The organism is Streptomyces sp. Z423-1 (assembly GCF_013009255.1).
GTDB lineage: Bacteria > Actinomycetota > Actinomycetes > Streptomycetales > Streptomycetaceae > Streptomyces > Streptomyces gossypiisoli.
Map to the genome: position 1 here is coordinate 4,746,185 of NZ_CP053109.1, position 18,974 is coordinate 4,765,158.

17 protein-coding genes and 2 pseudogenes are annotated in these 18,974 nt (G+C 70.0%); 12 read left to right on the forward strand and 7 right to left on the reverse strand.

All coding sequences use genetic code 11. The annotated features are described in order from the left end of the window. Positions 1-3 precede the first annotated feature (3 nt). The 3 genes and pseudogenes from HJD23_RS21115 to HJD23_RS43990 all read right to left on the reverse strand — a co-directional run bounded on the left by HJD23_RS21115 (position 4) and on the right by HJD23_RS43990 (position 2,427). The gene (locus tag HJD23_RS21115) at positions 4-621 is read right to left on the reverse strand and encodes a low molecular weight phosphatase family protein (protein WP_171110349.1); all 618 of its coding nucleotides are present in this window, start codon (positions 619-621) and stop codon (positions 4-6) included. A 798-nt stretch (positions 622-1,419) separates the two neighbouring features. Further along, a pseudogene (locus HJD23_RS43985) lies at positions 1,420-2,065 on the reverse strand (IS3 family transposase); the annotation flags it as partial. A gap of 47 nt (positions 2,066-2,112) precedes the next feature. Then, complete coding sequence (locus tag HJD23_RS43990; protein ID WP_332108857.1) at positions 2,113-2,427, reverse strand: replication initiator; 315 nt, start codon at positions 2,425-2,427, stop codon at positions 2,113-2,115. A gap of 214 nt (positions 2,428-2,641) precedes the next feature. Between HJD23_RS43990 and HJD23_RS21135 the strand changes: the two genes are divergently transcribed. Next, positions 2,642-2,863, forward strand: coding sequence for a hypothetical protein (locus tag HJD23_RS21135; protein WP_171110346.1), 222 nt, complete (start codon positions 2,642-2,644; stop codon positions 2,861-2,863). Positions 2,864-3,170: 307 nt separating this feature from the next. Here the strand turns inward: HJD23_RS21135 and HJD23_RS21140 are convergent, their stop codons facing one another. Then, complete coding sequence (locus tag HJD23_RS21140) at positions 3,171-3,479, reverse strand: hypothetical protein (protein ID WP_171110345.1); 309 nt, start codon at positions 3,477-3,479, stop codon at positions 3,171-3,173. Positions 3,480-3,645: 166 nt separating this feature from the next. Here HJD23_RS21140 and HJD23_RS43075 point away from each other — a divergent pair, with 166 nt between their 5' ends. Further along, positions 3,646-4,053, forward strand: a complete 408-nt coding sequence (locus HJD23_RS43075; RefSeq protein ID WP_206352695.1) for a transposase family protein — start codon at positions 3,646-3,648, stop codon at positions 4,051-4,053. Then, positions 3,987-4,958 carry an ISL3 family transposase gene (locus HJD23_RS21145; protein WP_206352696.1) on the forward strand — a complete coding sequence of 324 codons (972 nt, stop codon included), beginning with the start codon at positions 3,987-3,989 and terminating at the stop codon, positions 4,956-4,958. Before HJD23_RS43075 ends, HJD23_RS21145 begins: the two co-directional genes overlap by 67 nt. A gap of 248 nt (positions 4,959-5,206) precedes the next feature. Here the strand turns inward: HJD23_RS21145 and HJD23_RS21150 are convergent. Both HJD23_RS21150 and HJD23_RS21155 read right to left on the reverse strand, forming a co-directional pair. Next, positions 5,207-5,304, reverse strand: a pseudogene (locus tag HJD23_RS21150) (NUDIX domain-containing protein); the annotation flags it as partial. A gap of 173 nt (positions 5,305-5,477) precedes the next feature. Continuing rightward, the gene (locus HJD23_RS21155) at positions 5,478-6,677 is read right to left on the reverse strand and encodes an epoxide hydrolase (RefSeq protein ID WP_171113629.1); all 1,200 of its coding nucleotides are present in this window, start codon (positions 6,675-6,677) and stop codon (positions 5,478-5,480) included. Between the two features lie 221 nt (positions 6,678-6,898). Between HJD23_RS21155 and HJD23_RS21160 the strand changes: the two genes are divergently transcribed. From HJD23_RS21160 to HJD23_RS21185, 6 genes are all read left to right on the forward strand, one after another. Then, positions 6,899-9,721 (forward strand): LuxR family transcriptional regulator, encoded by a 2,823-nt coding sequence (locus HJD23_RS21160; RefSeq protein ID WP_171113630.1) that lies wholly within the window; start codon positions 6,899-6,901, stop codon positions 9,719-9,721. Between the two features lie 84 nt (positions 9,722-9,805). Next, positions 9,806-10,126 carry a GYD domain-containing protein gene (locus tag HJD23_RS21165; protein WP_171134054.1) on the forward strand — a complete coding sequence of 107 codons (321 nt, stop codon included), beginning with the start codon at positions 9,806-9,808 and terminating at the stop codon, positions 10,124-10,126. A 216-nt stretch (positions 10,127-10,342) separates the two neighbouring features. After that, entirely contained in the window at positions 10,343-10,849 is a 507-nt protein-coding gene (locus tag HJD23_RS21170; protein ID WP_171113631.1) for an NUDIX domain-containing protein, read from the forward strand. A 339-nt stretch (positions 10,850-11,188) separates the two neighbouring features. After that, entirely contained in the window at positions 11,189-12,022 is an 834-nt protein-coding gene (locus HJD23_RS21175) for a hypothetical protein (RefSeq protein ID WP_171113632.1), read from the forward strand. Positions 12,023-12,088: 66 nt separating this feature from the next. Further along, positions 12,089-13,009 carry a hypothetical protein gene (locus tag HJD23_RS21180; RefSeq protein WP_171113633.1) on the forward strand — a complete coding sequence of 307 codons (921 nt, stop codon included), beginning with the start codon at positions 12,089-12,091 and terminating at the stop codon, positions 13,007-13,009. Between the two features lie 301 nt (positions 13,010-13,310). Next, positions 13,311-14,531 (forward strand): FAD-dependent oxidoreductase, encoded by a 1,221-nt coding sequence (locus HJD23_RS21185; protein WP_171113634.1) that lies wholly within the window; start codon positions 13,311-13,313, stop codon positions 14,529-14,531. A 68-nt stretch (positions 14,532-14,599) separates the two neighbouring features. On the opposite strand, the gene HJD23_RS21190 is transcribed toward HJD23_RS21185, so the two are convergent. Beyond that, a complete protein-coding gene (locus HJD23_RS21190) occupies positions 14,600-14,953 on the reverse strand; it encodes a DoxX family protein (RefSeq protein ID WP_171113635.1) in 354 nt (117 codons plus the stop codon). 98 nt (positions 14,954-15,051) lie between these two features. Here HJD23_RS21190 and HJD23_RS21195 point away from each other — a divergent pair, with 98 nt between their 5' ends. From HJD23_RS21195 to HJD23_RS21205, 3 genes are all read left to right on the forward strand, one after another. After that, entirely contained in the window at positions 15,052-15,942 is an 891-nt protein-coding gene (locus HJD23_RS21195; RefSeq protein WP_171113636.1) for a DUF2797 domain-containing protein, read from the forward strand. A gap of 593 nt (positions 15,943-16,535) precedes the next feature. Next, positions 16,536-17,276 carry a response regulator transcription factor gene (locus tag HJD23_RS21200; protein WP_171113637.1) on the forward strand — a complete coding sequence of 247 codons (741 nt, stop codon included), beginning with the start codon at positions 16,536-16,538 and terminating at the stop codon, positions 17,274-17,276. Beyond that, complete coding sequence (locus tag HJD23_RS21205) at positions 17,273-18,964, forward strand: HAMP domain-containing sensor histidine kinase (protein ID WP_171113638.1); 1,692 nt, start codon at positions 17,273-17,275, stop codon at positions 18,962-18,964. Before HJD23_RS21200 ends, HJD23_RS21205 begins: the two co-directional genes overlap by 4 nt. The last annotated feature ends 10 nt before the right edge of the window (positions 18,965-18,974 follow it).

Here is an 18,974-nt window from a genome sequence, read left to right on the forward strand (position 1 = left end):
CGGTCAGGGGGGCGGGGCCAGTAGCGCCGAGGTGATCCGCTCCACGGACTCGGCGATCCGCGCTGCGGCCTCTCGCGCCACGTGCACGGGCGCGCCGTACGGATCGCAGACGTCATCGTCGTCGGCCCGGGCGCCGCAGGCTCCCCGCCGTGCCGCGGCGCCCCTGACGAGCGATGCGGCTCGTTCGGCAGGATCCGTCACACTCTCGGCGTCCTCCGGCCTCAGGAGCCGGGCGAACTCACGCATCGTGAAAGCGCGCCGCAGGGCCCACAGCGGAGACAGCCGCACGGCCGCCTCCCGGTGCTCCGCGGCAGCACCCAGCACCAGGTCGGCCTCCTCCACTAGCGCCGCGGTGAGCCGGCGAGCGAGCGCGCCGCAGGGATCCCCGTCCAACTCGACGAGGAGGGCTGCCGCCACCGGGTCCATGGGCGCTCCCGCCACGGCCGTGGTGCCTGCGCTGCTCACCCGAAATTTTTCTGATGTTCCCGCAGACGAGGCGAGTCGCGCTTTCAGCAGACGCTCGGCCAGTGGCGAGCGGTGCAGATTTCCCGTGCAGACGAAGAGCACGCGAAAGGTCGTGCCCCCGCACCCGGACAGGGGCGAGTCAGGGAAAAGCAGCATGGGGGAAGTATTTCGCCGCGCATGGCCGGCTGTGGCACGCCTCGCCGGGTGAGCAAACGACGGAGTACGGCGCGTTCCGTCCGGCTCGGCAGCCCCACAGATTCGTCACAAGCGTTGACGTAGGCCGAAGCACGGCATTCCTGAGTAGCGATCGTCGGCTGCCGACGTGTTCACCGCACGGAGTTGTCGTTATTTCAGGTGAAAACCATGCGGTGGAACGTGCAGCCCAGATGAGAGCCCCCTTACTCTCGTACTCCGCTCGCGCAGTCCCGGATATCGCTTACATCCGCAGTTGTGAGCTCGATCATCGTCCGGGGGGTTCGCATGATCCAACCGTGGGCCGGTCGAGGCGGTGCTGACCACACCGCTCGCATCGGCCGGCTGCCTGGCACGAAGGCGAGCAGGGCCCTGTGCCGGGGCGCCGCGCTGGCCGTGGCCGTGGGAGCAGGCGTGGCCGCGGCCACCGTCGTGCCGGCGGGCGTAGGGGTGCCGGCGGCTCACTGGGGAGTGGCCGTCTCCCTTCTGGCGCGGGCTCGCGGCGTGGCGGGCAGGGTGCGTCTACGCCTGACTCTGTCGGCCGCCTCGGTGTTGTCAGGCGGCTTGCACTACCTCGTCGTCGTGGATGTCTTCTCCCGGGCGATCGTCGGCTGGTCCGCAGCCACGAGCAAGCGGGCCAAGCTTGTCCTCGACGCCCTCGATATGGCCTTGTGGCCGCGACCGTGCTGGAACTCCCGTCGGACCAGGGCTTGTTCATCATTTGGATGCGGGGTCAGCCGCCCGTTCATGCCCATCGTTGCGCACAGCGGTGCGGATCTTCCTGCCGCGACGGGCGCCCTCCAGGCCCAGCTCGCGCATCAGCCGGGCAACCGTGCAGCGGGCCGCGGCTGTGCCCTCGCGATGAAGCTGCCGCCAGACCTTCCGCACCCCGTAGCCGCCGAAGTTGTCGGCGTGGACCCGGCTGATGTGCGCCTTCAGCTCCTCATCCCGCACCGCACGGGCGCTGGGAGCGCGGTTCTTGGGGGCGTAGTAGGTGCTCGTGGCGATCTTCAGTCCGTGACCGGACAGCACAGGGCAGATCGGCTCGACCCCGAACACCTTCTTGAACTCGTCGATGAACGCTACGAGCGCTTTGACGGCCGGTCGAGCTCGGCCGCAAAGAAAGCCGAGGCCGCCGTGAGGATTTCCTTCACCCGCCGCAGTTCGGCGTTCTCGGCCGCAGCCGCTTGATCTCCGCAGCCTCCTCGGACGTGACACCGGGCCGCTGGCCCGCGTCCACCTCGGCCTTGCGGACCCAGGTCCGCACCGTCTCGGCCGCACTGATGCCCAGCTTCGCCGCGACCGCCTTCATCGCGGCCCACTCGGTCGGGTAGTTCGGGCGGATCTCCGCGACCATGCGCACCGCACGTTCACGAAGCTCAGCAGGGCAGGGGGACGGACGTGCCATGACTCGATCCTCTCAGGGAATGGAGCCTCCATCAGACCTGGAGCGGTTCACTCGTAGATGGTGCGGTCCACGGTGCCCGCGCCTACGGCGTTCTTGGTGGCGTACTTGGCGACGTATCCGGCGACCTTGGCGTCTGTGTACTCGGCAGCCCCGGCGTCGGTGAGTTCGCCGTCGCCCAGGGCCGAGACGGGGTCCACCTCGAACCGGCCGCCCCAGGCGATGACGCGTTCGCCGATGGCGCCGGAGGCGACGGTGAGCCGGGCCCGCTTGACCGCCAGACTCACGGCGGCGCGAAGGGAGGCGAAGGTAGCCCAGGGCGGGGGCGCGGTAGTGCGGCCGTGGGGTCCGTCGAAGCAGACCACGGCGTGGAAGTGGACCAGGCCGGGCTTGGTACTCGGCGACCTTGGCGTAGGAGACGCGGAGAGGCGTCAGCCACTGTCAGCGATGGAGATCTGCGGTCGATTTTCGCCTCTACGGATCTCGAAACACCAGGTCGGTGACGTGACGTGGTTGTTCCCGTCCGGATCTGTGCCGACGGCCACAGCGAGCGGGATACAGATAGGCTCATACTGAGGCATGACAAAGCCTGCGGCACCGAAGCGTCACTTGCCCACCAGCCCCTTCAAGGCCCCGGTCACATCGGCTCCCAAGCACTTCGCCATGGGGGACCAGGTCACACACGACGCGTACGGCCTCGGCCGGGTAATCGGCGTCGAAGACGGAATCGCGGCGCTCGTGGATTTCGGCCCGACACAGATGCGGATCTTGAGCCCGTACACCAAGATGACCAAGCTGTAGGACCGCTGTGCCCGGTCACGGCACACCAGGCCCCATCAGGGACCTGTAACGAAAGGCAGACCCCTCATCGACTCGACGCCGCTGTTCTCCGCCCTGGAAGGGCAACCCCGCCCTTCCGCTGTAGTGTCACCGCCTCCGACGACGCAGCCCTTCCAACCCCCGGACTTCGGAGAAGACGAGATCTTCTGGTCCGAGGATGAACAGGTGCCCGCCCCAGGCGTGTTCTGGTGGCCCGCCGAGACGGTGAGCTTCGCTCACGGTGAAGGCGGCTCCGACCGACAAGGCCGCCGTGTCGCCGTTCGCGCTCTCAGTAGAGGATGATCCGCCAGCGCTCGACCCACAGCAGCTGCCCACCGCTCGTATCGCGGACCTGGACTCGATCGTCGACCACCTGCCAGACGGTGCCGTACAGCGTCCTGTCGGGGAGGTCCGCTCTGACGGTGTCGTACACCTCCAGGTCGTCCTCGACCGGGCGGGACCACGAGTTCCCGCATCGTGCGCAGGCGTAGCCCACCACGTTGCGCCCCGCGACGGACACGAGGCTGCCCGGACGGACCTGCTCAACCAGGCACCGGGGGCAAGGGTCGGCGGTGTGCGCGCCTACTGACCGGGACATCGTTCCATCCTGGGTCTTCGAAGTTGAGCGGGGTGTGACGGCGGGTGGCCTGCCGCGTCGTCACGGGACGTGCTAGTCAGGCGAGTTGGCCCTGAATGCAGGAAGCCCGCGGTCGTGGGTGATCATGACTGTTCTCTACGCAGCTTGATCACCTGGACACACGGGCTTGGACAACAATACGACGTTGCTGCTCGACCTGGACGGCCTGGCCGTTGAGAAGGTCGAGCGGCTCGCGGACGGCACCCGGCGGGTGCACCTGACCACCGCGGACGAGGCCGCGCGGGCCTGCCCCACCTGCGGGGTATTCGCCGTACGCGTCAAGGGTTTCGTGCAGACCCGCCCACGCGATCTGCCCTACGGCAAGCGGAAACTGGAGCTGGTGTGGCGCAAACGCCGCTGGTACTGCACCGAGCCGGGCTGCCCGCGCCGGACCTTCACCGAGCAGGTGAGCCAGGTCCCGGCCGGGGCAAGGATCACCGAGCGGCTGCGCCGCGCGGCCGGGCGGCGGTGCGTGACGCCGGTTCCACGGTCGTCCAGGCGGCCCGGGACCTGGGCCTGTCCTGGCCCACGGTGATGGATGCCTTCCGCACCGCCGGGCAGGCGGTGACAGCTGCGGCCCTCGAACCGGTCGAGGTCCTCGGGATCGACGAGACCCGCCGCGGCCGCACGCAATGGCGCCAGAACCCGGAAACCAGCAGGTGGGAACCGGCCGCAGACCGCTGGCACACCGGCTTCGTTGACGCTTTCGGCGTCCAGGGCCTGCTCGGGCAGGTGGAGGGCCGCGCACCCTCGGACGTGCTGGCCTGGCTGGCCACCACCCCGTTGGAGTGGCGCCGGCAGATCCGCTACGTCGCGATCGACATGTCCCCCGGCTACCGGGCCGCGATCCGCACCGGCCTGCCGCACGCCACCGTCGTGGTCGACCACTTCCACGTGGTCCAGCTCGCCAACAAGATGCTCAACATCGTCCGGCGCCGGACCACCGCCGCCCTGCGCGGACGGCGCGGACGGGCCTGCGACCCAGAGTGGAAGGCCCGGCGCCGGCTCCTGCGCAACCGCGAGGACCTCACCGATGCCCAGTTCAGCACCATGTGGAACGCACTGATCGACGCCGGGACCATCGGGATGACACTGCTGACCGCCTGGATCGCCAAAGAACGGCTGCGGGACCTGCTCGCCTGCGCCCGCACCGGCGCCGACCACCACCGCATCGGCCACCTGCGGTGGAAGTTCCTTACCTGGTGCGCCGACTCCGAGATCCCCGAAGTCCGCCAACTCGCCACCACGGTGGACCGCTGGTGGACCGAGATCGCCGCATTCATCACCACCGGCCACAGCAACGCCAAGAGTGAAGGCATCAACCGCGTGATCAAGCTCGTCGCCCGGGCCGCCCACGGCTTCCGCAACACCGCCAACCAACGCCTACGCACACGCTGCGTCACCACCCGACGAGCCCGCGGATACCTCCACCCCGCCTAAATTCGAAGACCCTCCATCCTGCAGTACAGCTCAGGGCCTTGCCGAGCTCGTGAATGGTGGGCCGGTCATGAGGAGTGAGGCGCCGAGCGCGTAGATGTCGGGTTCCTGTGTCCGCTTGGCTTCTCCGGCCGCGAGCACGCTCCGCGGAACGGGAGCGAGAGCGAGGCCGATGAGAGCACTGCGGCGCGAGGCCTCCCATCAGTCAGTGGATCGCCTCATCCGAGAGAGGAACCCACTCGAAACGCATGCTCGGCGTAGATCAAGGGCTTGATGGGCCAGCGCGCCAGCCCGTTTCCTCCAGGACTTCGCGGGCCGCCGCTTCCTCCGGGGTCTCGCCCTCCTCGACCAGTGATGAAGTGGTGCCGCCACGTGTAGATCTGTCGCTCACCGTGGGTCTTGGACCGATCGGGAGGGCGACGTGAGTTCGGCTCTTCTCGCGTGAAGCGGACGGTGGCCGGGCGGCTTCGGCGGCCAGGACTCGGAGTCGAGCCACTCGGCCGCCCGGCCGGGCCATGGCTTCTAGCGAAGCGACCGGAGGCCCGTACGCACCTCCTCGACGAAGAGCTCCGGCTGCTCCCACGCCGCGAAGTGGCCGCCCTTGTCGAGCCTGTTGTAGTGGATGAGGTTCGGGTACGCCTGCTCCGCCCAGCTCTTCGGAGCCTGGTAGAGCTCGTCGGGGAAGACGCTCACGGCGACCGGCAGGGTGACGCCCACGGCGCCGAAGAACGGCCTCTTGTTCTCCGCATAGAGGCGAGCCGCGGAGATCGCTGTGTTCGTCAGCCAGAACAGCGTGATGTTGTCCAGGACGTCGTCACGCGTCAGGCCTTCCTTCTGCCCGGCGAACGCCCGGGAGATCAGGGCCAGGCTGTCCCTGTCGTGGTCGAGCATGAAGGCCGCCAGGCCGACGGGGGAGTCCGCGAACGCGGTCAGCGACTGCGGACGCGACCCCATCATGTAGGCGTAGTAGACGTGCCGGTACACGAAGTCCAGCTGGTCGACCGCCGCCTTTTCCTCCTCGTTGGCGAGGACGACGTCGGCCGGCAGCGGGTTGCCTGCCACGATCGCCAGTTCGATGGCGGGCGGAACCACCTTGGGCATGTTGGTGTGGATACCGACCAGGCCCTCGGGCTGCTGAACGGCCATGGCGTCCGTGACGACCGCACCCCAGTCGCCGCCCTGTGCCGCGTACTTCGTGTAGCCGAGGCGCTTCATCAGCTCGCCCCAGGCACGCGCGATGCGCTCGGGACCCCAACCGGTCGAGGTCGGCTTGCCGGAGAATCCGTAGCCGGGCATCGACGGGATCACCAGGTGGAAGGCGTCCGACGCGCTCCCGCCGTGGGCGGTGGGGTCGGTGAGCGGTTCGATGATCTTCATCTGTTCGACGATCGAGCCGGGCCAGCCGTGCGTGACGATGAGGGGCAGAGCGTTCTCGTGCTTCGAGCGGGCGTGGATGAAGTGGATGTCCAGCCCGTCGATCTCGGTGATGAAGTGGGGCAGGGCCTTCAGCTTCGCCTCGACCTTGCGCCAGTCGTACTCCTCCGCCCAGTAGCGCGCGAGTTCCTGGATCGTGGCGAGCTGCGTGCCCTGCGACTGATCCGCGACGGTCTCCTTCTCGGGCCACCGCGTCGCCTCGATGCGCGCACGCAGGTCCTGGAGTTCCGCGTCGGAGAACTCGAACGTGAACGGCCGGATCGCCGTCGCTTCGGGGGTGACAGACATGCGGGGGTGTCTCCTTGTTGCTGTGGCCGGCGGCTGTGTGCCGCCGACTCGTCAACAGTGGACTGGGCGGGCGGGCGTCGCCCCAGGGGAAACCCCGGGGGCAGTCCCGTGGCCGGACCCGGGGCCGGACCGGGGGTGGGCTGGAGCCCGCACAACTGCCATAAAGCCCGGATGGGAATAAGATCGCATCAGCTCACCAAGCGGGGCAGAAAGATCGATCCATGGGCATGCCCGCCATCGATTCGCATGTCGCACTGCGGGGCCGGGGCAAGGAGCTGGCCGCGTTGGAGCGGGTGCTGACCACAGCGCGTTCGGGCAGCAGCGCGGTCCTGGTCCTGCGCGGTGAGGCGGGGATCGGCAAGACTGCGTTGCTGGACTACGCAGCCGGCCGGGCCGTCGGGTTCCGCACCGTCGGCGTCGCGGGTATCGAGTCGGAGATGGAGCTTCCGTTCGCGGGCCTCCATCAGCTCTGCGCGCCCATGCTGGGCCGGCTTCACAAGCTCCCCGGACCGCAGCGCGACGCACTGTCCGTCGCGTTCGGACTGCGCGAAGGCGAGGCACCCAACCGGTTCCTGGTGGGCCTGGCCGTGATCGGTCTGCTGGCCGGGGCCGCCGAGGACCGGCCGCTGGCCTGCCTCGTCGATGACGCACAGTGGCTCGATGACGGGTCCCTGCAGGTGCTGGCGTTTGTCGCCAGGCGTTTGATGGCCGAATCGGTGGCTTTGATCTTCGCCCTGCGTGAGCCTGCCGACGATGACGATCGGAAACTGGCAGGCCTGCCGGAACTGATCGTCAATGGCCTCAGCGATCCCGACGCACGTGCCCTGCTGGCCGCAGCCGTCCGCGTCCCGCTCGACCCGCTCGTACGTGACCGGATCGTGGCCGAAGCACATGGCAACCCGATGGTCCTGCTGGCCCTGCCGCGCGCGCTCGCACCTACCGAGCTGGCGGGCGGTTTCTGGCTGCCCGGCAGGCGCACCTCGGAGAGCTGCATCGAGACCGCATTTCATCAGCAGTTCCGGTCACTGCCGCACGACAGTCGGCGGCTTCTGCTGATCGCGGCGGCCGAGCCGACCGGAGACGTGGACCTGTTGTGGCGCGCGACCGGTCTGCAGGAGATACCTGTGGACGCCGCAGCGCCGGCCGAGGCCGCGGGACTGGTCGAGCTCGGCACCAGAGTGCGGTTCCGTCATCCCCTGGTGCGTTCGGCCATCTACGGGAGGACGTCCGCCCCGGACCGCCGGGCGGCGCACCGAGCCTTGGCAGCAGCCACCGACCCTCACCTTGATCCCGATCGCAGGGCGTGGCATCGCGCTCACGCCGCCGCCCGGCCCGACGAGGGCGTCGCCGTCGACCTGGAGCGCTCGGCCGGCCGGGCACAGGGCCGGGGCGGAGCCGCTGCGGCGGCCTCGTTCCTGCGGTGGGCGGCTGAGCTGACGCCCGATCCTGCTCGCCGCGTCACCCGTGCGCTGGCCGCTGCCCAGGCCGCGATCGACGTCGGCGGGGCCGACCAGGCCCACGACATGCTGGCGGCCGCGGAGGCCGGCCCGCTCAACGACCTGCAACGTGCACGACTGGAGCGGCTGCGGGCTCGGCTGGTGTTCTCGCAGGTACGCGGCGGCGACGCGCCCCGGCTCCTGCTCGACGCCGCACACCGGCTGGCGCCCCTCGACGCCGCCCTTGCCCGTGACACCCTGCTGGAGGCGGTCGGCGCGGCGATCTTCGCCGGCCGTCTGAGCGAAGGGCCCGGGCAGCGCGAGGTGGCCGAGGCGGCCCGCTCCGGACCGCCGCCCTCGACGCCGCCGCGGATGGTCGACGTCCTCCTGGACAGCATGGCCGGCCTCATCATCGACGGCCACGCCGACGGCGTCGACGCCATCAGGCGTGCCCTGCACGTCGTACGCCTTCAGCAGAGATCCGACGCCACGGATGCGGACAGGCGTTCGCTGTGGCTGGCATTCCGGGTGACACCCGAGCCCCTCGCAGCTGAGCTGTGGGACGACGACGCGTGGCATGAGCTGGCAACCGGCGCCGTCGGTATCGCCCGCGAGGCAGGCGCACTCGCCGTCCTCCCGATGGCGCTGACCTACCAGGCGTTCTGCCACGTGCACGCCGGCGAATTCCAGACCGCGGCGGCCCTGATCGACGAGGCGACGGCGATCTCGGAGGCGGCGGGCGGCGTACCGATGATGTACACGTCATTGGTGCTCGCCGCCTGGCGAGGACAGGAATCCCAGGCCCTGGACCTCATGGAGACCACCACGAACGAGGTGGTCTCCCGGGGCGAGGGACGTGCTCTCAGCCTCGCCGACTACGCGACCGCTGTGCTGTACAACGGCCTCGGCCGCTACGAGGACGCCCTGGCGGCCGCGACGCGCGTATGCCAGTACGAGGACCTTGGCTTCTTCGGCTGGGCACTGGTCGAACTGATCGAGGCCGCCGCCCGCAGCGGGCGGCCGGAGGCCGCCGCGTCGGCGCTGGACCAGCTCATCGAACGCACCCGCGCGAGCGGCACCGACTGGGCCCTGGGCACGGAGGCGTGCTCGCGCGCGCTCCTGAGCGACGACCAGGACGCCGCTGCCGCCGACGCGCTCTACCAGGAGGCCATCGAGCACCTCGAACGCTGCCGGGTAACCGTCCACCTGGCCCGCGCCCGCCTGCTGTACGGCGAGTGGCTGCGCCGCCGGAGCCGCCGCCAGGAAAGCCGTGCCCAACTGCGTTCCGCCCACGAGGTGTTCAGCCGCATCGGAGCCGACGGCTTCGCCGAGCGCGCCCGCAGGGAGCTTCTCGCCACCGGGGAAACCGTACGCAAGCGGACGGTCGGCGCCACCTCCCAACTCACCGGTCAGGAGGCCCAGATCGCCCAGCTGGCCCGAGAAGGCCACACCAACGCCGAGATCGGCGCCCAGCTGTTCATCAGCCCCCGTACGGTGGAGTGGCACCTCGGCAACGTCTTCACCAAGCTCGGGGTCAGGTCTCGCAGACAGCTCCGCTCAGTGCTGTCTCCTTCGACAGCAGAAAGAGGCGCGGGTTCCAACGAGTGAATCCAATCGGTCCGCGAGCAGCGGTGGATGCGACAGCGGGAAGGCCATTGCACACCGGACAATCAATCGTCAGGAGGCACGCCTGTGCCGAAGTTCCTCATTCAGGCCTCCTACACGCCCGAGGGCACCAAGGGACTGCTCAAGGAAGGCGCGAGCGGCCGCCGCGCCGCTGTCGACCAGGTCGTCACCGGCCTCGGCGGGCAGGTCGAGGCCATGTACTTCGCCTTCGGGGAGGATGACATCGTGCTCATCGTCGACTTCCCCGACTCGGTCTCCATGGCCGCCGTCAGCCTCACCGTCAAGGCCAGCGGAGCCCTCCACACCCGGGCCACCCCTCTCATCACCCTCGACGAGATCGATGAGGCCGCGCGCCGACAGGTCACCTTTCGCGCCCCCGGCACGTGAGCCCTCGGACCGCAATCCTGCCGTTTGCCCAGGTCAGCTTGCGGAACTGCAGCGGGGGTTCTGTACGCACTCGCTGCTGTCGCGACGGCGGTCGGCGCAGTTGCTGTTCGGCATGCTGCTCCCGGTGTTCGCCGCCAACTCCGTCATGGTGATGGCGACGCGAGGCCGCCCGTCGGCCTCGCGGGCCTGTTGTAGTCCTCTGGGATCGTGGGCGCCATGCGCGAACTGGTGGAGCGGGTGGACGAGCAGGATCGGGTAATCGGCTTGGTCGACCGGAGCGAAGCCATCGCGCACCGATGGCTGCACCGTGTCGCGACGACCGTCTGTCGTGATCCGGAAGGCCGCATCCTGGTACATCGGAGACAGGAGGGCGTATCCCGGTTCCCGGGTCAGTACAACTGGCTGATCGGCGGGGCGGCAGAAGTCGGGGAGACGTACGGGGAGGCGGCAGCCCGTGAACTCGCCGAGGAACTGGGCGTCCGAGCGCCGGTGCGGTTTCTCTTCAAGTTCCTGTGCCAAGGGGTGATCAGTCCATACTGGCTCGGCGTGCATGAAGCCGTGGTCAGCGGGGTGATCGCTCCCGACCCGTCGGAGATCGCTTGGCACGGCTGGGTCACTGAGACCGAGCTACACGAGGCGCTTCGACAGTGGACCTTCGTCCCCGATGGGGTAGAGGCCCTATGCCGGTACCTGGCTCAGCCGATGCCAAAGCCGGGTGGGTGAGCGGGTCAACCGGTGGAACGGGAATGACGGCAGCCCTGACGGCAACGACACGCGCTTCCGCGTAGACCCCATCGTCGTGGCGATCTGCCGATTGCTGGATCCGCGGCATTTGCCGGGTGGCCTACCTGCGGATTCCTTCGGTTAACCCCCTTGGCCGCAGCGTGATCGCAGGGTTGTGAAGATCGCTGCGAGGTTGGCATACTCCTCCCGCCGCCCCCCACGGCAGGAGCTCTTGACGAGCTCATCTATCAACCTTGGGGCAGCATGAGTATGCGTGTTCGATCACGCGCGTTCACCCGGCTTGCCAGGACCGTCGGTGTATCCCTGGGCATTGGTGTGGTGACAGCGGGCCTTCTGGTGAGTTCCCCGGCGCATGCCGTCGAAGTGGAGTCCGGGACGTTCGCTGTCGTCAGTGAGGTCGGGGACCCGGTCGGCGGTGGTTACTCCTACTCGTACACCGACGGCGAAGGTTCGGCCGACGCCATGTACGCCGGCTGGGACGACGACCGGAACCGGCTCACCGTCATCGTCCAGGGCGCCAACGGCGATCGGTGGGATGTCGTCATGGGGGCCGCGTACGGGGAGCAACTGGCCCCGGGAACGTACACCGGCGCCTCCGACACACCGGCGTTCGGTGCGCCGAGGCTCGCCGTCAGCGGCACCTTCTATGGCTGTGAGTCCGAGGGGTCCTTCACCATCGACCGTATGGTCCTCGGGCCGCGCGGTTACGTGGAGGCCCTGGACGCGAGCTTCCAGCAGAACTGCGTGGGCAGTGACCCCGGGCTCACCGGCCAGATCCACCTCACCAACCCACCGCCGCCCGCGGAGCTGTCGCTGGGCGTCGACATCGCCGCTTCCGGCACGGTCGGAGCCGACGGGAAGCCAGCCGTGCACGGCACCGTGACCTGCACCGAGCCGGTCAACGTGCTGGTGAACGGCAGGATCGACCAGGTCGTGGCCAAGGGCGGCCTCGCGACCGCCTCGTACTACACGCGGGTGGACTGTACACCGGGCACGCCTGCCGCGTGGGCAGCGGTCGGGACCGTCGGCGACGTCCCCTTCGAAAAGGGCGATGCCGTGGTCGAGTTCAAGGCACAGGCGACTGATCCGGTGTACGGGCACACGGTCGTCACCGAACCCGAGACGGCCACCGTGTCCCTCCGCAAGAGCTGAACCGGCCGCCGTACTTCACCTTCTGCACTCCACCGATGGACCGATGGACCTGTTATGGAGCTTTCCTTGAGACTTCGCGCACGCAACAACGCGCATAGGCGTATCACCACCGGCCTCGCCGCGGCGCTGGCCTTCACGGCTGTCGCGTCGGGCCTGCTGGCCGGCACGGCGCAGGCATATGAGGTCGAGTCCGGAACCTTCGCCTTCAGCGGAGATGCCGGTGAATACATCAGCGCTGGTCAGTCGTACTCCTACACCGATGGCGAGGGCTCCCAGGACGGGATGACCGTCCAGGGTTACACCAGCAACGGCGTCGGGACCGGCGTCGGTGTGTTCGTCGACAGTGCTGGCGGTGACACCTGGGCCCTGCACCTGGAGGCACCGTGGGGGCCGTCGCAGCCGCTGGTGCCCGGCACCTACACCGGCGCCAAGGCCAATCCGGCTCCGGGCGAGCCCCGGATCGAGCTCAGGGGCAATGGCCGGGACTGTCTTGCCGAGGGCTCCTTCACCATCCGTTCCGTGGAGTTCGGGCCCTACGGTTATGTGAAGGGTCTCGACGCTTCCTTCGAGCAGCACTGCCCGGGAGCAACGGAGTCTGTGCGCGGCGAGGTTCGCCTGACCAATCCGGAGCCGCCCGCCGAGACCGTGCTGGGACTGCAGGTCGCCGCCGACGGTGTCGCCGACAGGACCACCGGGAAGGCAGTCGTCCACGGCACGGTCACCTGCAACTCGCCCGTGACCGTCCAGTCGTACGGCACGGTGAGCCAGACCGTCGAGGGTGTCACCGTCCGCGGCTCGTACCGAACGGAGGTGGCGTGCGTGCCGGGCGACCCCACGCCGTGGACCGCGCAGGCCACGCCCACGGGCACCGTGCCCTTCCAGCGCGGCGAGGCCACGGTGATCGGCCGTACCACCGGCACGGATCCCTTCTACGGCCACACGATCGCGGCTGACTACACCGGCTCGCTCCAGCTCGGCAAGAAGTGACGACTGCGGGTTCGAAATCCCGCTGAGTGCGCGCAGGGCAAAGACCCGCCGGGGGCCTCTCGACGGGTCTTTGCACATCTCCCTGGAAGCCGGTGTCAATGGAACTCGCTCTCCCTCGTCACGCCGATGACGCTTCCCGCAGAGGATCAGCTCTGACGACGACTTTCGCCACGAGCCCCGTTGGATGCCGGGGCTCTCGGCGTTGCGGGGCCGTTCCCTGCAGAGTGAATTGCCTCACGTGATGTCACAGCGGCCGGTCACCCGGCGTCTTGATGCCGACCCCTGATACGGAGGAGGCACCATGACCGAGAACACCGAGGTGGTCGTGATCGGCGGCGGATACGCCGGCGTCATGGCGGCCAATCGTCTGACGCGGCGCGACGACGTGAGGGTGACCCTCGTCAACGCGCGACCGGCCTTCGTCGAGCGGCTTCGCCTGCACCAGCTGGTGGGCGGGTCCGACGACGCGGTCGTCGACTACCGAGAGGTGCTGGGCGAGGGCGTCCGGCTGGTGGTCGACACCGTGGCACGGATCGACGCGGCCGGGCGCAGCGTGACGTTGGCGAGCGGCGGCACCATCGGGTACGACTACCTGGTGTACGCGGTGGGCAGTGGCAGCGCCGGCCCGAGCGTGCCCGGAGCGGCGGAGTTCGCTCATCCGATCGCCACCTTGGAGGAGGCGCAGCGGCTGCGGCCCGTCGTCGACGCCGCGCCCGCGACGGCCGCGGTGACGGTGGTGGGTGCCGGTCCGTCCGGTATCGAGACCGCCGCCGAGCTGGCGGAGGCGGGCCGTACGGTGACCCTGGTCTGCGGCGACGTACTCGGGCCGTACCTGCACCCGCGGGGCCGGCGTTCGGTTGCCGGGCGGCTGGCCGAGCTCGGTGTGACCGTGCTCGAAGGCCCCGGCGCGCGGGCGACGGCGGTGACGCGTGATGCCGTGCGGCTCAGTGACGGCCGTGAGCTGCCGAGCGAGGTGACCATCTGGACCGCCGGTTTCGGCGTGCCGGACCTGGCCGCGCGCAGCAGGCTGAGCACGGACGCCGTGGGCCGTCTGCTCACGGACGAGACATTGACGAGCGTGGACGACCTGCGCATCGTCGCGGCCGGGGACTCGGCGGCACCGTCGGATCTGCCGTACCGGATGGGCTGCCAGTCCGCGGTGCAGCTGGGCCCGCAGGCCGCCGAGACGGTGCTCAGCCGGATCGCGGGTGAGCGGCCGGCGCCCGTCAGCGTGGGGTTCGCCGGGCAGTGCATCAGCTTGGGGCGGCGCGCCGGTATCTTCCAGTTCGCCCACCGCGACGACACCGCGATCAGGCTCTACCTGGGTGGCCGCCCGGGCGCGAAGCTCAAGGAGTTCGTGGTCGGGCACACCGTCAAGCAGCTGGCGTACGAGGCGCGCAAGCCCGGCTCGCGCAACCGGTGGTTCAAGGACGACAAGCGCGGGCAGGTGCTGCGGGCCAGGCGTGGTGAGGCCCCGGCCGCCGGCCCTGAACGGGCGGCCTGGGTCACGAACACGAAGTAGGGGATGCCGGATGCCTGAGGCGTCCGCTTCCCTCGCGGTGCGGCTCCGCCGGACGGACCGGCCGGTTGTCAGTGGGCCTGGCGGGCGATGCTCAGCAGCAGAGTCGCCAGGGACAGGGCGAAGTACGCCGACCAGGGGCCCAGTCGGCGGTCGTGGACCCGGATGTGGGCCCAGAGGGCGCCCAGGAAGTACAGGACCAGGGCTGCCGCGGTGAGGGTGCCCAGTGGGGGGATGGCCAGGCCGGTCAGGAGGCCCAGGGTTGCTGCCGCCAGGAGCGTGCCCAGGGGGCGGATCCAGGAGTGGGGGATGTGGAGGCGGTCCGCCTGGGACTTGGGGTAGTCATGGCCGATCAGGTTGGCGACGGCCGCGGAGGAGGTGGCGGTGGCGGTGAGGAGGGTGACGACGAGGTAGGTGGTGAACATGACGGCTCCCAGTCGGCTCGGTGGTCGCCTACTTGACGGTGGGGGCGGGTGAGAGGTGACCGGGCCGTTGTCAGTGGTGGCGCCTACGCTGGGAGTCGATGGCACAGGTGTGGAAGTGCTCGGGGCTGGGGTGGGCGGGCAGTGGTCCCGTGCTCGTGTGGAGTGGCGGGCGGCGCAGTGCGCTGGAGCGGGGGAAATGGGTGAGCTTCGGGGTCGCGGAAGGAGGGGTCCGGGCGTGTGTGGGGGCTCGGGGCCATGTGTGTCCCGTGGGGGCCGTTGTGGCGGGGCGGAGTATCGGGGCGCGGTGCGAGGAGTGTGCGCGGCTGGACCGGGCGCATTCCGTGGCCGCCGATGCCGTGCCGGACGATCCGCGGGCCTATCACGTGTACTTGGCGTGGTTCGGGCCCGGGATGGTGAAGGTCGGGATCACTGCCGTGGAGCGGGGGGAGGCTCGGCTGCTGGAGCAGGGGGCCGTCTGTTTCAGCTGGCTGGGAGTGGGGCCGTTGATGGCCGCGCGGCGGGCCGAGGAGATGTTGCGGGCCGCGCTGCGAGTGCCGGATCGGATTCCGTACGCGGCGAAGCGGGTGGTGCGGGCGGGACTGCCCGGGACGGAGGCGGAGCGGGCGGCCGAGATAGCTGAACTGCATGGGCGCGCCACCGCCCTTGCCGGGTGGCCCGAGTCGCTGGCGAAGGTGCCCTTCCGGGCCGTCGACCACGTGCGGGTGTTCGGGCTGGAGGGGGTGCCGGGTGCCGTGGGGGAGGTGAGTGAACTCGTCGCCGGTGGGGTGGTCAGCGGGGCGCTGGTCGCTGCCGCCGGGCCCGATCTGCATCTGGACGTCGGGGGCGGGCGGGTCGTGGTGCTGGACACCCGGCTCATGAGGGGGTGGGAGCTGGTGCCCGCGGGCGGGAGCCAAGGGGGTGGGCTCTCCTTTCCCGTGCGGGAGTATCGGGATCGGGATGCGGGGGTCTTGCAGGATGGGTTGTTCTGATGGCCGGGTGAGGGGTTTCGGGGCCCTGCCAGGGATTTCGGGGGGCCCGGCCAGGAATTCCCGGGGCCCGGCCAGGGATTCCGGGGGCCCGGGCGGGCCTCCCGACGCACCCCGAGCGTTCCCGGGGTCTCCGGTGAGGGCCCCAAGGTCCCCGCGAGGAGTTTCTACGGTCCCCGTGGGAGTTCCCCGGGCCTCGTGAGCGGCTCCTATGGTCCCCGCGAGCGGTTCCCCGGACCTCGTACGGGGCTCCCATGGTCCCGGCGACGGGTTCTCGGGGGCCGTGCGGGGCTCGCATGCTGCCTGCGAGGGCCTGCCTGCCCTCGTGAGGGGTTCCCGTGGTCTCCGTGGGGGTTCCCTTGGCCTCGGCGACGGGTTCTCGGGGCCGTGCGGGGCTCGCATGCTCCCCGCGAGGGGTTCCCGGGCCCTCATGAGGGCTCCCAAGGCCCCGCGAGTGGCTAGCAGGTTCCCTATGCGGAGCCCCAGGCCCCCGTGAGCGCTCCCCGGGCGCCCCCTGTCAGCCCCCTGTGGATTTCTCAGGCAAATCACACGTTGCCGAAAGGGCGCTCTCAGAGGCGGGCGACAACGTGGCTGCCATGACCACGACCTCGCCCCAGGGGCGCACCGAACTGCTGAGGCCGGACGGGAGCCCCGTCCGGGTGCTTGTGGTGGACGACGAGCTGTCGATCACCGAGCTGCTGTCCATGGCCCTGCGTTACGAGGGCTGGCAGATACGCAGCGCGGGGGACGGCCAGGGTGCCGTCCAGACCGCGCGGGAGTTCCGGCCCGACGCCGTCGTACTCGACATGATGCTGCCGGACATGGACGGGCTGGCCGTGCTCGGCCGGCTGCGGCGGGAGCTGCCGGACGTGCCGGTGCTGTTCCTGACCGCCAAGGACGCCGTCGAGGACCGTATCGCCGGGCTCACCGCCGGTGGGGACGACTACGTCACCAAGCCGTTCTCCCTCGAAGAGGTCGTCGCGCGGCTGCGCGGGCTGATCCGGCGGTCCGGTGCCGCCGACCGGCGGTCCGACTCCGTGCTCGTCGTCGGCGACCTCACCCTCGACGAGGACAGCCATGAGGTGACGCGGGCCGGTCAGAGCATCCACCTCACCGCCACCGAGTTCGAGCTGCTGCGCTTCCTGATGCGCAACCCGCGGCGCGTGCTCAGCAAGGCGCAGATCCTCGACCGCGTGTGGTCGTACGACTTCGGCGGGCAGGCCAACGTCGTCGAGCTGTACATCTCGTACCTGCGGCGGAAGATCGACGCCGGGCGCGAGCCGATGATCCACACCCGGCGCGGGGCTGGTTACCTGATCAAGCCCGCCGCGTCATGACCCGGCGACGACGGCCGCGTACGCAGCGGCGGCGAGCGGGACAGCCGCGCACCCTGCGGACGCGGCTCGTCGTCTCCGCGGTGACGCTCATCGCGGTGGTCTGCGCCGTGATCGGCACGGTGACGACGCTGGCGCTGCGCTCGCATCTGTACGAGCAGCTGGACGGGCAGGTCACCGACGCCGCCCGGCGCGCGGCCGGGCCACCGGCGGGGCTGGTGCAGCCGGGCGACGGCGACCGGATGCCGGGTGACCCGCAGGACGGATCGCCGACGACCCGGACGACCGAGACGGCGACCGAGACGGCGACCCAGACGGCGGACCAGCGGCTGGACGACTTCGTCACCAAGGGACCGACACAGGCCGACACCGTCGCCGCCGTGGTGGCCGGCGACGGCACGATCAGCAAGGCGGTCGTCGCCGTGGAGGAGTCCTCCACGAGCGGTGGCTTCGAGCGGATGAAGGCCGTCGAGCTCACCGCGGCACAGACGGCCGCCCTCGCCGACGTGCCCACGAGCGGCATCCACACCGTCGACATCCCGGGCCTCGGCGAGTACCGCGTCACGTACATGACCGGCGACAAGGGCAACGCCCTGGTCGCGCTGCCCACCGACACCGTCACCAACACGATCGGCACCCTGATCGTCGTCGAGGTCAGCGTCACCGCCGCCGGCCTCATCGCGGCCTTGCTGGCCGGTGCCGCCATCGTCGGCGTGGCCCTGCGCCCCCTGCGCAAGGTCGCCGCCACCGCCACCCGGGTCTCCGAACTCCCCCTGCACACCGGCGAGGTCAACCTCAGCGAGCGCGTCCCGGAGTCCGAGACCGACCCGCGGACCGAGGTCGGCCAGGTGGGCGCCGCGCTCAACCGCATGCTCGACCATGTGCACGGCGCGCTGCACGCACGCCAGCAGAGCGAGACGCGGGTACGGCAGTTCGTCGCGGACGCCAGCCATGAGCTGCGTACGCCCCTCGCCTCCATCCGCGGGTACGCCGAGCTGACCAGACGGGGCAGGGAGCAGGTCGGGCCGGACACCCGGCACGCCCTGGGCCGGATCGAGTCCGAGGCGGGCCGGATGTCCCTGCTCGTCGAGGACCTCCTGCTGCTCGCCCGCCTCGACGCGGGGCGCCCGCTCCAGTTCGAGCAGAACGATCTCGTACCGCTCGTCGTGGACACCGTCAGCGACGCACGGGCAGCGGGGCCGGACCACATCTGGCGGCTCGACCTGCCCGACGAACCCGCGCTGGTGTCGGCGGACGCTGCCCGCCTGCAACAGGTGCTCGTCAATCTGCTCGCCAACGCGCGCACCCACACCCCACCCGGTACGACCGTCACCGCACGGGTTCGAACGCGTGGGCCGTGGCTGTGCGTCGACGTGCAGGACGACGGCCAGGGCATCCCGCCCGAGCTGCTCCCGCGTGTGTTCGAACGGTTCGCGCGCGGCGACTCCGCCCGCTCCCGCTCGACCGGCTCGACCGGCCTGGGGCTCGCCATCGTGCAGGCCGTCGCGGCCGCGCACGGCGGTGCGGTGACCGTGGACAGCGTGCCCGGGCGGACCGTGTTCACGGTGCACCTGCCCGCGCTCGCTTCCCCGCAGTCGGCTCAGCCCGGTCAGCCCGCCCCCGCCATGGACTGGCCGACGTACTCACAGGCACAGCACAGCACCAACACACCGGTGCAACAGGGGGCTTGACGAGAGTCGG

What these genes read in the sequence shown, in the direction of transcription:
- HJD23_RS21115 (WP_171110349.1), bottom strand. Translation starts at nt 621, where the DNA reads ATGCTGCTTTTCCCTGACTCGCCCCTGTCCGGGTGCGGGGGCACGACC.
- HJD23_RS21135 (WP_171110346.1), top strand. Translation starts at nt 2,642, where the DNA reads ATGACAAAGCCTGCGGCACCGAAGCGTCACTTGCCCACCAGCCCCTTC.
- HJD23_RS21140 (WP_171110345.1), bottom strand. Translation starts at nt 3,479, where the DNA reads ATGTCCCGGTCAGTAGGCGCGCACACCGCCGACCCTTGCCCCCGGTGC.
- HJD23_RS21155 (WP_171113629.1), bottom strand. Translation starts at nt 6,677, where the DNA reads ATGTCTGTCACCCCCGAAGCGACGGCGATCCGGCCGTTCACGTTCGAG.
- HJD23_RS21160 (WP_171113630.1), top strand. Translation starts at nt 6,899, where the DNA reads ATGGGCATGCCCGCCATCGATTCGCATGTCGCACTGCGGGGCCGGGGC.
- HJD23_RS21170 (WP_171113631.1), top strand. Translation starts at nt 10,343, where the DNA reads ATGCGCGAACTGGTGGAGCGGGTGGACGAGCAGGATCGGGTAATCGGC.
- HJD23_RS21185 (WP_171113634.1), top strand. Translation starts at nt 13,311, where the DNA reads ATGACCGAGAACACCGAGGTGGTCGTGATCGGCGGCGGATACGCCGGC.
- HJD23_RS21190 (WP_171113635.1), bottom strand. Translation starts at nt 14,953, where the DNA reads ATGTTCACCACCTACCTCGTCGTCACCCTCCTCACCGCCACCGCCACC.
- HJD23_RS21195 (WP_171113636.1), top strand. Translation starts at nt 15,052, where the DNA reads ATGGCACAGGTGTGGAAGTGCTCGGGGCTGGGGTGGGCGGGCAGTGGT.
- HJD23_RS21200 (WP_171113637.1), top strand. Translation starts at nt 16,536, where the DNA reads ATGACCACGACCTCGCCCCAGGGGCGCACCGAACTGCTGAGGCCGGAC.
- HJD23_RS21205 (WP_171113638.1), top strand. Translation starts at nt 17,273, where the DNA reads ATGACCCGGCGACGACGGCCGCGTACGCAGCGGCGGCGAGCGGGACAG.